This is a genomic window from Grylomicrobium aquisgranense (genome assembly GCF_033971865.1).
In the GTDB taxonomy this organism is placed as follows: Bacteria; Bacillota_I; Bacilli_A; order Erysipelotrichales; family Erysipelotrichaceae; genus Bulleidia; species Bulleidia massiliensis.
The window spans coordinates 1-14,028 of the sequence record NZ_JALBUR010000007.1; the positions used below are offsets into that span (position 1 = coordinate 1).

A 14,028-nucleotide genomic window follows, 5' to 3' on the forward strand; every position below is an offset into this window, starting at 1 on the left:
GAGAGTATTATCCGCAAGATAACAAAAGACTCTGAGGTTTTTTCCTTTCTAACTGGTGACATTATAAAAAGCAGATCAGTGACAATCAATCTGATCTGCGAATGGTCATTTCGTGAGAGGCGTAACATGTTAAGCAGTGTTATTGATGATGTATCAGGCTTTTTCATTTGGTCAGATCCGTAAAAAGTTTATTCAGATCATGACAGCCTTTCACACTTGCATCTTTTGCAATCCTTTCTGCTTCCAGCATCGCAGCATTTGAGACTGCTTTTTTACCAGATACGGATGATTGTGCAATTACTATGCAAGTCAAAAAAACATGCACTCTTTCGAATGCATGTCTGATACTCAGTGCTTCTTTGTCTTGATCTCTTCATCCAGATCCGCAATGAACTGATCCAGAGACTTCTTGACTTCTTCCTTGGAGCCATAGCGTCTGACGGTGACACCATGATCCTTGATCTCACCATCACCGACAACAACTTCCACCGGAATGCGGCTTGTCTGTGCTTCACGGATACGATAGCCAAGCTTCTCATTGCGGTCATCCAGCTCTGCATGGATGCCATGGCTGCGCAGTGTCTTGACAATCTCTGCAGCATAGTCGCCATGTGCCTCCGGAGATACCGGGATCACAACAACCTGTCTTGGTGCCAGCCACAGAGGCAGGTTGCCCTTTGTCTCTTCCAGCAGGAAGGCAATGAAACGATCCAAGGAACCAAGGATGGCACGGTGGATGACAACCGGTCTCTTTCTGGAGCCGTCCTTATCGACATACTCCAGCTCAAAGCGCTCCGGCAGCTGGTAGTCCAGCTGAATCGTAGAAAGCGTGACCTCATGGCCGATGGCACTGTGAACCTGGACATCAATCTTCGGTCCATAGAAGGCAGCCTCGCCAATGGCTTCATAGTACTTGACGCCCATTTCCTTCAGTACTTCTCTCAGCTGGGCTTCACTCTTCTCCCAGAGCTCGTCATTGCCGAAGTACTTATCCTTGTTATTGACATCGCGCAGGGACAGACGGAAGGAATAGTCATCAAAGCCGAAGTCCTTGTATACATCCAGAATCAGGTGGGTGATGTTCTTGATTTCATCAGCGATCTGATCCGGACGGCAGAAGATATGGGAGTCATTCTGGGTGAAGGATCTTGCTCTTTCAATACCTGTCAGAGCACCGGAGGCCTCATAGCGGAAATCATCCGCAATCTCAGCAATTCTGACCGGCAGCTCACGATAGGAATGCAGGGTGCTCTTATAGATGATCATGTGCTCCGGGCAGTTCATCGGACGCAGCACATACTCATCACCATCTCTGGACATGATCGGGAACATATCATCCTTGTAGTGTGCCAGATGGCCGGAAATCTTATACAGCTTCGTGCTGGCAACAGACGGCGTCTTGACATGGATATAACCCTGAGCGAGCTCCTTGTCCATGATGTAGTCAGACAGCGTTCTTCTGACCGTGAAGCCATTTGGCAGCCACATCGGCATGCCGGCACCAACAGTCTCGGAGAACATGAACATCTGCAGTTCCTTGCCAAGCTTTCTGTGATCACGCTGCTTGGCATCTTCCAGCTGGGCCAGATAGTCATCCAGCTCTTCCTGCGTCGGGAAGCAGACACCATAGATACGCTGCAGAACCTTGTTGTTCTTATCGCCCTTCCAATAGGCACCGCTGTGCTTGATCAGCTTGAAATAGCGGCACTGCTTGGTGCTCTTGACATGCGGCCCACGGCACAGATCCGTATAGTCACCCTGGGTATACATGGAGATGTTGGTACCCTGTGGCATACGCTTGATCAGATCGATCTTGTACGGATCATCCTTGAACTGCTCCAGAGCTTCTTCTCTTGTGATCTCATGACGCACAATGAGCTTGTCAGCCTTGCAGCACTTCTTCATTTCCTTTTCGATCTTAGGCAGATCCTCATCACGGATGACATCATTGCCCAGATCCATATCATAGTAGAAGCCCTCTTCCACAACCGGTCCTACCCAGAACTTGGCCTGCGGATACAGGTGCTTGACAGCCTGTGCCATCACATGGGCACAGGAATGGTTCAATGTGTTCAGCTCTTCATTTTCCTTGAAATTGATCATATTCTCCTCCTGCATAAAAAAACAGCATCCCAATGAAAGGACGCTGTGATCTGCGCGGTACCACCTAACTTCCCGTGTTGTACACGGACTCTTTGTATAGCGTTAACGCCGCTGTACGGCCTCCCCTTTCGGGTGCTGCTTGCAGGTAGTAATCACACCAGCTCTGCACTGCCTTGCACCAGATGGCAGCTCTCTTTGGCAGAACGTTTGATGCGACCATGTCCTGGTCATCACATTTCGCGACTATTATCGGCCGCACCTGTTTGTTTGTCAAGCTTAGAACAAGGACATCTGATTGGACTCAGAGAGATCTCCGACGGCCCCGAGCTGTTCCAGCTTCTTCAGCATGGTCGCTGACAGCTGGGTGCGCTTGAGAATATCTTCCTTGGACAAAAATGGATTTTCTTCCCTGGCTTCCACAATACTTTTGGCAACGTTGGCACCAAGGCCATCCACGACGGTAAACGGCGGAATGATCGTATGCTTGTCTTCCGGCTGCACACTGAAGTGCGTTGCCTGTGACTTATTGATATCGACATTGGAAATACGATACCCGCGCGCATACATCTCTTCACATACTTCCAGCGTGGAATACAGTGCCTTCTCCTTGTTGGAAACCGGCGGATCCGCAAACTTGTCATTGGAGCGGTCCATGATATCTTTCATTCTGGCCTGAATCGCCTCAAAGCCTTTCGTCATTGTTTCAATCTCATAGGCATCGCAGCGCAGTGAGAGATACTGGATATAGAACGACCATGGCTCATGGACCTTATACCAGGCTATGCGAAGTGCCATCATAACGTAGGCAACCGCATGTGCCTTCGGGAACATGTACTTGATCTTCTTGCAGGAATCGATATACCACTGCGGCACATTATGTGCCTTCATATTCTCTTCCTGATCTGGCCGCAGCCCGCGCCCTTTACGCACATCCTCCATCGTCTTGAATGCATCGATCGGCTTGAGATTCTTCTCCAGCAGATACGTCATGATATCATCACGGCATCCAATGACTTCAGACAGCGGATGGCCAGCCCGGACAAGATCCTGGGCATTGCCCGCCCAGACATCGGTACCATGGGACAGACCGGAGATGATGACCAGATCAGAGAACTTCTTGGGACGTGTCTCTTCCAGTACTTTTCGGGTTGTCCGGGTACCAAACTCCGGCAGGCCCAATGCACCGGTTTCACGCGTATAGATACGCGGGTCTGCTTTTAAAGCTTTGTCAGAAGAAAACAGTGACAGTGTTTCCGGATCATTCATCGGCAGCGTCAATGGCTTGCGGTCGGCAATTGTCTGCAGCAGTCTCATGGCAGTCGGATCGACGTGGCCGAGAATATCAAATTTCAGTACGTTATCATGAATATCATGGAAGTCGTAGTGGGTCGTCATCCAGGAAGAGTTTGGATCATTGGCCGGATACTGGACCGGTGTGAAGTCTTCGGCTTCATGGTCTTCCGGAATGATGATGATGCCGCCTGGATGCTGGCCGGTGGTGCGCTTAACGTTCTGACAGTGCGCCGCCAGATATTCCTTCATCGGCCGGCGCATCGTGATATTCATCTTCTCACAATAGCCTGACACATAGCCAAAGGCTGTCTTTTCCGCCACGGTGCCAATCGTACCGGCACGGAAGGCATGGTCTTCACCAAAGATTTCACGGATAAAGGCATGGGCACGCCACTGGTACTCGTTCGAGAAGTTCAGATCGATATCAGGGACCTTGTCGGCATTGAAGCCAAGGAAGGTCTGGAACGGAATGTTATGGCCATTGCCCTTCATCATGTGGCCGCACTTTGGACATGTCTTGTCCGGCAGATCAAAGCCGGATTTGACTTCCGGATCATCGATCCACTCGGAATAGTGGCAGTGCGGGCACAGGTAATGGGGCTCCAGGGCATTGACTTCGGTGATGCCGGCCATGGTCGCTGTAAAGGAAGAACCAACGGAACCACGGGATCCTACGACATATCCGTCCTCATTGCTCTTTTTAACAAGCAGATGGGCGATGTAATAGTGCACGCCGAAACCATTGCGGATGATATTGTCCAGCTCACCATCCAGCCGGTCTGTGACAATTTTGGGAATCTTGCCATCATATTCATACATCTTCTTTGCCGTGGCATGGCAGATCTGACGCAGTTTCTCATCGGATCCCTCAATGCTTGGCGGGAACGTGCCATCCGGCACCGGCCGGAAGTCTTCCAGTGTATCAAACAGTTTGTTTGGATTCTGCACGACGATCTCATCGATCAGCTCTGGATCTTCGAGCCATGCAAATTCATCCTTCATCTCCTGGGTCATGCGGATATGCTGCTCAGGATTGGGCGTTCTTCTGCGCAGCGCATCATCACGGATATACAGCGGATGGGCGACACCGCCGACTCCCTGGGCCATGATATACACATCCCGGAAGATCTTCTGGTCCTTTGTGCAGTAGTGGGCATCACTGTCCGCAATGACCGGTTTGCCAAGCTTTTTTGCCATTTTGATGATACGGCGGATGACATCCTTGAGACGGTCTTTGCTGGGCACATTGCCCATGGCAAGAAATACCGAGAAGTTGGAAAGCGGCTGTACTTCCACATAGTCATAGAAGGACATTGCTTCTTCCAATCGCTTGTCATCGCCATTGCAGGCAAGCTCAAAGACATCGCTGTTGTAGCAGGCGGTGCCAAACAGCAGATTCTTGTGGCGTTTTTCAAGAGAAGAGCGCAGAATGCGCGGCTCGGCAGCGACATCGCCGCCGCCTTCCTTACCGCCCTTGCCCATCACAGCAAGCGTCTTGATGTTGGATTCGGTAATCAGCTTGTACAGATCCTTGATGCCGGCATGATTTTTGGCAACAACACAGATGTGGCTGCGGCGCACCTTCTTGAAATCCTCGGGTCCGGCAAGTTTGTCCTGCAGGTCACGGATTGTGGCACAGCCATGCTTTTCACGGGCATCGGTCATCAGACACATGAAGACACCAGCCAGTGCCTCGGCATCATAGTCCGCGCGGTGGGCCACTTCTTCATCGTATTCCACGTGATAGTAACGTGAAATATTGCCAAGCTTATAGGCTCTTCTTTCACGCAGGATGGCACGGGCCATATCCAAAGTATCAATGACCGGATTCATTAGCGGCGGCTGGCCGATGCGGCGCAGTTCTTCATTCAGGAAATAGTAGTCGAAAGTCGCATTATGGGCAACCATCACATCATCACCGATCCAGTCAATGATCTTCTTCCAGCATTCTTTAAATGGCAGTGCATCAGCGACCATGCCATTGGTGATGTTGGTTTTCGCCGTGATATAGGCAGGAATCGGATGCGGCGGCTTGACAAACATCTGCAGGCGGTCCACAACCGTACTGTTTTTCAGCTTGACCGCGCCAAATTCAATGATCGAATCATAGTAGCAGGAAAGACCTGTTGTCTCTAGGTCAAAGGAGACATATTCGACATCATCGATCGGGGCATCAATGGCATTGCGCACAATGGTCAGCCGGTCCGCTGCCATGTTGAACTCACAGCCAAAGCCGATGCGGAAATTGCGTTCAGGATCCTTCTTGCGGTTGTCCAGCACCTGATCATATGCCTTCTTGAAAGACTGGCAGTCCGCATGGTCAGTGATGACAATACCATCCTGGCCGATGTCAAACACATATTTGACGATGGACTTGGGATCACAGACACCATCCATTTCGGACATGTTGGTATGCATATGCCATTCGATTCTCTTCTTCGGGGCATCATCCACGGCCATCTTCGGCTTTTCAAGCTTGGTGATATTGGATGCCATCACACAAAGATCTCTGGCAAAGTTATCCATTTCGATGCGGCCATAGATGCGCACCCGGTCGCCATTGGCTATTTCATGCATCTCATCACGGTCCAGGCCGCGGCCCTCAAACCGCTTGACCAGAATCGCATCTGTGCCGTCATACACCTTCATTGTCTGGATCAGTTTCTTGGTCTTGGTCTCAATTTCTTCCAGAGAGAAGATATCCGCATCAAACTGGATATCCTGCATCGGCCCTTCCACATCCTTCAGTGCAATGTGATCATAGTTTTCCGGCTTGACATGGTAATACTTCTTCTTTGGCACGAAAGCCGGCTTAGGCGCTTCCGGAATGATGTCCAGGTCCACCTTTTTGATCTCTTCGGCCTCGGCATGATGCACATCACAGGACAGATCCAGAGACGGCAGTCCGCATGTTTCCAGAAAGTCATGCAGAGGTGTCAGATAGGAAGACACCAGTTTTCTTTCATTTTCGCTTGCACACAAAAACGACACTCTGCCTGCGTCTTTGTCATACGTCATGTTGGACAAAGATATGACTGCACTGCAGTGCTGGCAGTACCAGTCGATATAGCTGCTCACACAGCTGCGGTCGGCTTCATGGCTGTCCGCATGGATGGTAAGTGTAATGGCGGATCCGGTCAGCTCTTGCAGCTGGTGAATCAGCCGGTCATAAGACTCTTCTTTCAAAATTTCACTCGTATGCAGGACAACTTCCACCCTGTTTTCAGCCCGGTAAAAACGTACATTGGTAACACCGGCATCCGCCAGTACAGGATCATCCTGTACCAGGAAGCCGTGATCGATTTCATTCAGCTTTTCTGACATTCGTATTTCCTTTGCGCCCATTATGATAGCACATACTCACGCTGCAAAGAAAAACACTTCCCATCTGGAAGTGCTTTTCAAAACAATGATCCTTACTCACTCAGCCAATCTGACAGCCGCCGATGCTGCGGATGCGCAATACATGGGCACTGCCTTTACCAAACACACCATCCAGTGTTTCCAGATACTTACCTGTCAGATGCTTTGGCACAAAGGCCTGAATCGTACCGGCAAAACCGCCGCCATGGACACGGAAGGCACCTTCCTTCCCCAGTACTTCCTCACTTAAAGCAAGACCGACAGCCAGTGCCTGATGCTTTGCATCGCCGTTGACTTTGACATTCTGCAGATACATGAAACTGGAACGGCCGGATTCATTGACAAGATCCAGGAATCTCTGCACATCCTTTGCCTGCAGTGCTTCCTTTTCTTCTTTGGCACGCGCAGTTTCATTCAGGAAGTGATACGCACGCAGGAAGGCACGGTCACCGCACTTTTCACGGATTTCAACAGCATGAGACAAAAGATCTGCCATACTGACACGGCTGAGCACTTCCTGTCCCATGACGGCAGCAGCTTCCTTCATCTCAGTCGGGATCAAAGAATACTCATCGGAAAGATCGGCATGGGATGCCTTGCAGTCTGTGATGACAAGATCATATCCCATGACATCCAGATCCAGGTCTAGATGTTCAATGACCGGATTTTCTCTGTCATAGAAGTCAATCGCAACAAAACCGCCGGTTGCACATGCCATCTGGTCCATCAGACCGCTAGCTTTCATAAAATATGTATTTTCCGCATACTGACCATACTTGGCAACATCTGTGGAGCCGATGGTTCCGTCATTGAACAGGTCGGAGAAAATGGTGCCGATCAGCACTTCAAAGGCAGCCGAGGATGACATGCCGGATCCTGGCAGGACATCACTTTCGGCATAGCAGCCAAAGCCGGATACCTTGTGGCCATGATTGACAAAGGCAGCCGCAATGCCGCGGATCAAAGACTCGGTTGTGTTCTTTTCTTCCGGATGAATGGCAAGATCTGAGATATCAACCGGCTTGGCCTTGAATTCATCAGCAGTATACGTGACAACATTGTCATGACTCGGTACAACAACAGCCGCAATATCGAGGTTCAGGCTGGCTGCCAGTACACGGCCAAGCTGGTGGTCGGTATGGTTGCCGCCGACTTCGGTTCTGCCCGGTGCCGAGAAAAATACAGCTTCTTTGTCACCGAAGCGGGCTTTGCCTTCATCGCACAGATGGCTGTACCGGTTTCTTGCATACATGATTCCTTCGGTGCCATACAGCTTTGCAAAGCTTTCATCAAATACGCCATTGATTACATCTTGTTTGAGCTCACTGATTGCTTTCATCTTTTCCTCCAATTATTTATCTGCTCAGTTTTTCAAATGCATTGCGGGCAGCATTCTGCTCCGCCTGCTTTTTGCTTGATCCTTTTCCTGTCCCCATGACTAGATCATCGACCATACAGTTCATTTCAAACACAGGATTATTCGGTGTGCCGCTTTCATGCACCAGCACATAGTGCACCTGCCGGCTGCTGTCAGCCTGCACATATTCCTGCAGCTTTGTCTTATAGTCATGAATCACGCCGACATCTTCCGGATGGGCAAGGCGCGGCGTAATCACTTCATTGAGAATATTGTCTACAGCAGGCATGCCCTGATCCAGAAACAAAGCACCAAGAAATGCTTCCATCATATCGGCAATAATCGCATCCTTGTCACGGCCGCCGCTCTTCTCTTCACCACTGCCCAGCAGCAGGAAATCATTCAGATGCAATTGTCTTGCATAGATTGCCAGCGCCTTCTCACATACAAGCTGGGCACGCAGCCGTGTCATCTGCCCTTCGGAAATATTCAATGGCCAGATAGCATTGGAACTCCAAAGCTGCAGTACCGCATCACCCATGAATTCCAGACGCTCATTATCATGATGACTGCGATGTTCATGGGCATAGGAAGAATGCATAAACGCCTGATGAATCATCTCTGTATTCTTCACGGTAATGCCTCTGTTTTTCAGCCAGTCAATAATATCCATGTGTGTAACCCCTCCTAATCCGCAACAGATGAATTCTGATTTTCTGCATATGCCAGCAGCCTTGCAAAGTCAGGATCATCCTGATGTTCCATGACATAGGCTGCATCTTTGCGTGCTGTTTCAATCACCGCCTGATCGGTAACCGGATTGCCAAGAATGAAATCCGGTACGCCGCTCTGTCTTGTTCCAAGTATATCACCTGGTCCGCGCAGCCGTAAATCTTCCCAGGAGATCTCAAAGCCGTTGTTGGAATGAACAAGGACATTGAGCCGTTTCGCCACTTCCGGATCCTTTGATCCTGACAGCAGATAGAAATAGCCCTGTGATGAGCCCCGCTGCACACGGCCGCGCAGCTGATGCAATTGCGACAGGCCGAAGCGGTCGGCATCATACACAATCATGCCGGTCGCATTGACCACATTCATGCCAACCTCCACCACCGTCGTAGAAACAAGCACCTGGATCTTGTTGCTGGCAAAATCATGCATCACATCCTGCTTTTCCTGTGAAGACATGCGGCCATGCAGGATACCAACCTGATAGTCTTTGAATAACTTTGTGAGATTCTTTGCCACATCCATCACATTGCGGGCATCATAGCCATCTGTCTTTTCCACGGCTGCACAGATGACATACAGCTGATGGCCGCTCTTTAAAAGTGACATAATCTGCGGCAGCACAGAACGGAAACTGTTTTCCTGGATGTATACCGTCTTTGGAATCTTGCGGCCGGCCGGCATCGTTTCAATCGTAGAGATCGACATATCACCAAACAGCGTTGCGGCAAGTGTGCGCGGGATCGGTGTGGCACTCATCAACAGGAAATCACACTTGTCTCCCTTTTCAAACAAAGCCCGCCGCTGCCGCACCCCAAAGCGCTGCTGTTCATCCGCCACGACCATGCCAAGACGATGGAACGATACATTTTCCTGCAGAATGGCATGGGTGCCGATCAGGATATCGATCTTTCCATCCGCTGTATCTTCCAGCACCTGCTGCTTTTCCTTTGGCTCCATGCCGCTGTAGATGACAGCAATGCGGGTGCCTGTTCCTTGTAGCAGTTCCCCAATGGAAGAAAGATGCTGGCGGGCAAGGATTTCCGTCGGGGCAAGCAATGCTGCCTGATAGCCGCTTGTCACACATGCATACATACCAAGGGCTGCCACTGCGGTCTTGCCGCAACCTACATCTCCCTGCACCAGCCGGTACATCAGGTGATCACTGGAGAGATCTTCCAGGATCTCATGGAATACTTTATCCTGATCCGGTGTCAAAGCATATGGCAGACGTGAAATCACCTGCTTCAGTTTCTTTTCATCATAGAACCGAGGCTGCTTGAATACACCGTTTGCATTTTTGTTATGCAGCATGGCCACAGCTGTCAGATACTTCAGGAATTCTTCGTACTTCAAAGTGCGCACCGCACTTTGTACATCATGCATGCTTTCTGGAAAATGAATGCGCTCCAGAGCATCATAGCGCCGCAGCAGACGATAGCGCGTCATAAACTGCTGGGGCACATCATCCTGGATCTCATTCTCCACAGCCTCAAACACATGGCGCACAAGCGTGCGCACACTTCTCTGCTGGATGCCTGCATGCAGCGCATAAACCGGCACAAGAGCAGGATGGGCAGACAATGGCTTTGTATCATAGCTCATCGCAGTTACCTTGCCGCTTCCCATATAGATGCCCTGAATGGTCAATACCTGTTCCAAAGCAAGGCTGGATGCCCAGGGCCGGTTGAAGATCGTAATCTTTAACAACTGTTCCCCCATCATCACCTGAAAGTTTGTCGTGACAAGACGGCCATGACGCCAGGAACGCGGCAAAGAAGCAACTCGTGCCTCAAAAGTCACATGTTCCTTGATGGCCCAGGAAGTAAAGGGTGTTTCCTGAAAAGAATCATAGCGGATCGGATAATAGGAAAGCACCGCATCGGTATCATCCAGTCCCAGTGTCTCACATAATTCAATCTGTTTTTTACTCAGCCGGAGGCTGTGATCATGCAGGTCCATAACAAAGAAATTATACCATTGAATGCAGATACGATACACGTACACAGCCTTTGTACTTTTTCTTAGAAGCAATGATTTTTTTCGCAAATTCACGCATATCAGGATATATCAAACGAAAAGGCAGTACATTGCTGCACTGCCTTATTTGCCTTATTGAGTCTATACATATACTGCACATGTGTGCGCCATTTGTATGAACTGGCTCAATTACAAAAGCCGCTTCCCGTTTTGCTGAATATAAATAATTTATCTTCCCTTTAATGAGACATTCATGACGGTTGGGCTGCCATCCACGAGCAGATTGGCTGTGATTTCATCTTTGCCTGTGGCAAGGGAGATGATCTTTGCCTCACTGAGCTGGCGCAGCTGCTGATACTGCTGCTGCATTTCCGGTGTGTAAGAAGATGGATTGTCACTGGTGAGGAAGACGCCGCCATAGATGGCATTGATCCTTGCCAGGTCCATCTTCTGTTTTTCATTCATTTTGATGTTGTCTTTTCTTAACAGGAAGACATCTGGATCATTGCGCCATGCTCTGCCGTCAATGCCATGGCGTACCACCGTATTGATAATGGTATGTGCTGAGGAAATTCTTTCCTTGTGCAGCGGCTTCATGTACCACACATCATCCCATGACAAAGACATATCCGGGCCGATCCGGCAGTAGTCAACAAGTCCGAAGGCAGGAAACAGCGGTACGCCGCAGCCAAGGATCAGATGATCTTTACATAAAGAGCGCAGATAGATCATGGCCCTGTGCATGCGGGCAGCTCTTGTTTCATTGGCTGTCGGCTTCATTGCGGCCGCAAACAGGAAATCCAGCTTAACAAGATCAAAGCCCCATTCATTGAAGATCCTGTCAAAGACCTGTTTCAGATAGGCTCTGACTTCCTGGTTGTCAAAATCCAGGGCATAGTAGCCCGACCAGTTGCTGCCGGCAGACAGCGGATAGCCGTCTTCCTGCAGGAACCAGTCAGGATGGTTCTGATACAGGCTGGATTTGGTCTCAGCCACATATGGCGCCAGCCACAGACCGGCAAGATAGCCATCTTTATGAATCCGGTCAGCCTGGTCCTTCATGCCGCCTGGAAATTTGTTCTGATCTGCTTCCAGCCAGTCCCCAACATACGGCTCCCAGCCATCATCAATCTGAAACAGATCGCCCTGTTTCAAAATCGTATTGCAGCCGGCAAGATCATCCTGGATTGCATCCGCATTGATCTCCTGATAGCGGTTGTACCAGGAGGAGTAGCCATACAGCTTTGCTGCTGCCCGGCTGGTAATGCCAAGCTCCTTGAACCAGCCGTCAAACACTTCCTTCTCACTGCCGGATGCCTGGAAAAGATCCAGCACATGATAGCGGCCATCCATCGTGACACCGCTGACATCCCGCTCCATGGTCAAAACCTGCTTGTTGGCATCATAGATGAATCTTGTATAGCCAGGATCCTCATCCAGTGAGCCGAACAGATGGTAGATATTGTTCAGCCGGAAATATGCCCAGCTGTAACCCGTAAAGATACCGCGCTTATGGCCATAGTGTGTAAATGCTTCATCACCGGACTTGTCCAGTCCATACTTGCGGATAACAAAGGATGGTACACCCTGCATACTGCGGTCTAAGTCATGGGGATCATGCTCAGGACAGTACGTCCATGACTGAAAGCCATTGACAAAAATCTTCTCACCTGTCTGCAGCGGAAAGTTCACACGGCAGACGCATGACGCAATGGTCTCATGGCTTAAATTGACGGCAATCTCAGTCTTTTCCTGCGCTTCAACTTCACCCTGATACGTATTCTGATCTGTTTTCAAATACCAGTTAATTTTCATTTTGTCTCTTCTTTCTTCGCAGCAAGAACAGCCGCAATTTCAGCGACCTTCTCATCTGTCAGAATAAACTTTCTGGCAAACAGAATCAAGGCAACGATCAGTCCTGCCATCGGCATGATGGTCATCAACAGACGCAGACCCGTAATGGTAGAAGCAGACTGCACAGCCGGTACTGCGGCATCGGAATTTCCCTTGAGATGAATCAGATCCAGACCAACGCCAGTTACAAATACAGCCAGGCCGCTGGCCAGCTTATAGACAAATGTCTGCATGGAGAAGATCACCGATTCCTGGCGCAGACCGCTCTTGACTTCACCATAGTCCACCGAGTTGGCCAGGAAGACAGTTGTCAGCACGGTCATCATGCCATTGGCACAGAATACCAGTAAGCCGATTGCACACAGCAGAATCATGTTATGGGCTATATTGGCCATGCATACAGCCAGCAGTAAGACATAACCGGTGATTGCCATGACAAGACATGTCCGGAAGATGCCGGTGTTTGTCATCTTCTTGCGCAGCAATGGATACAGCACCATCATGCCAAGAATCTGGGCAACGCCGCCTACCATCGTAAAGATCGTATAGCTGTTCTGCCAGGAAGCACCGCCAAGATCATACTTGAAGAAGTAGATGATCAGATTGGACGTGATATACAAGGCAAAGTTGACAAGCACAATGACAAGCACGGTAATCATTGCCTGATCATTGTTAAACAATGCCTTGAACATCTCTTTAACGGAGCTTGTCTTCATCTCCTGCTTGGTGCGTGTTTCCTTTAATGCCACGCATAACAGGATTTCATTGATGGCAAACAATACGGCAACAATCAGCGCAATGATAGCAAAGCCTGTTCTTTCCACGCCATGGCCCAGCATAGAAACAGCCTTGACGGTAAAGACGGTGATGATCGCACTGCCGATACCCGAGCAGGTTCTGCCGATGACAGACAGCTTTTCTCTGTCTTTTGGCTGGGTGGTGACAGCCGGGATCATACTCCAGAATGGAATATCCATCATGGTATAGGTTACACCCCAGAGGATATAGATGATCGGGAAGTAAACCATCAGGCCTGCTTTGGATAATGATGGTGCCGCAAACAGTGCATACAGGACAAAGGCATTCAGTACGCTGCCGCTAAAGATCCAGGGACGGAATCTGCCCCAGCGGCTGTTGGTCTTGGCGACAATGACACCCATGAACGGATCATTGGCAGCGTCAAACACTCTGGCAATCAGCAGGATCAAACCGACAAAGGATGCCGATAGACCAAGTACATCCTGATAGTAATACATCACGTAGCTGGAACTCAGGGCATATACCATGTCCTTGCCGATGGCACCAAAGCCATAGGCAGCAGCCTGCTTCTTCTCAAATTGTTTCATGTG

The 14,028-nt window shown here is 49.8% G+C and carries 8 protein-coding genes and 1 other annotated feature; of the genes, 1 reads left to right on the plus strand and 7 read right to left on the minus strand.

Annotated features, from left to right (window positions below; all coding sequences use genetic code 11):
* The coding region (locus tag MOZ60_RS04095) for a hypothetical protein (RefSeq protein ID WP_370595741.1) at window positions 1-183 on the plus strand (183 nt) is incomplete at its 5' end.
* Between the two features lie 165 nt (window positions 184-348).
* Here the strand turns inward: MOZ60_RS04095 and thrS are convergent.
* The 7 genes from thrS to MOZ60_RS04130 all read right to left on the minus strand — a co-directional run bounded on the left by thrS (window position 349) and on the right by MOZ60_RS04130 (window position 14,025).
* The gene (gene thrS / locus MOZ60_RS04100; protein WP_108775795.1) at window positions 349-2,103 is read right to left on the minus strand and encodes a threonine--tRNA ligase; all 1,755 of its coding nucleotides are present in this window, start codon (window positions 2,101-2,103) and stop codon (window positions 349-351) included.
* Window positions 2,104-2,136: 33 nt separating this feature from the next.
* Window positions 2,137-2,343 (minus strand) — a binding site (T-box leader).
* A 36-nt stretch (window positions 2,344-2,379) separates the two neighbouring features.
* Window positions 2,380-6,720, minus strand: coding sequence for a PolC-type DNA polymerase III (locus tag MOZ60_RS04105; protein WP_370595742.1), 4,341 nt, complete (start codon window positions 6,718-6,720; stop codon window positions 2,380-2,382).
* Between the two features lie 100 nt (window positions 6,721-6,820).
* The gene (locus MOZ60_RS04110) at window positions 6,821-8,098 is read right to left on the minus strand and encodes a galactokinase (protein ID WP_370595743.1); all 1,278 of its coding nucleotides are present in this window, start codon (window positions 8,096-8,098) and stop codon (window positions 6,821-6,823) included.
* A gap of 16 nt (window positions 8,099-8,114) precedes the next feature.
* Entirely contained in the window at window positions 8,115-8,789 is a 675-nt protein-coding gene (rnc, locus tag MOZ60_RS04115) for a ribonuclease III (protein WP_108775798.1), read from the minus strand.
* A 14-nt stretch (window positions 8,790-8,803) separates the two neighbouring features.
* On the minus strand, window positions 8,804-10,846 hold the full coding sequence (locus MOZ60_RS04120) for an ATP-dependent DNA helicase RecG (protein ID WP_370595744.1): 2,043 nt from the start codon (window positions 10,844-10,846) through the stop codon (window positions 8,804-8,806).
* 207 nt (window positions 10,847-11,053) lie between these two features.
* A complete protein-coding gene (locus MOZ60_RS04125) occupies window positions 11,054-12,640 on the minus strand; it encodes a glycoside hydrolase family 36 protein (RefSeq protein WP_370595745.1) in 1,587 nt (528 codons plus the stop codon).
* Entirely contained in the window at window positions 12,637-14,025 is a 1,389-nt protein-coding gene (locus MOZ60_RS04130; RefSeq protein ID WP_370595746.1) for a glycoside-pentoside-hexuronide (GPH):cation symporter, read from the minus strand. Before MOZ60_RS04130 ends, MOZ60_RS04125 begins: the two co-directional genes overlap by 4 nt.
* Window positions 14,026-14,028 lie beyond the last annotated feature (3 nt).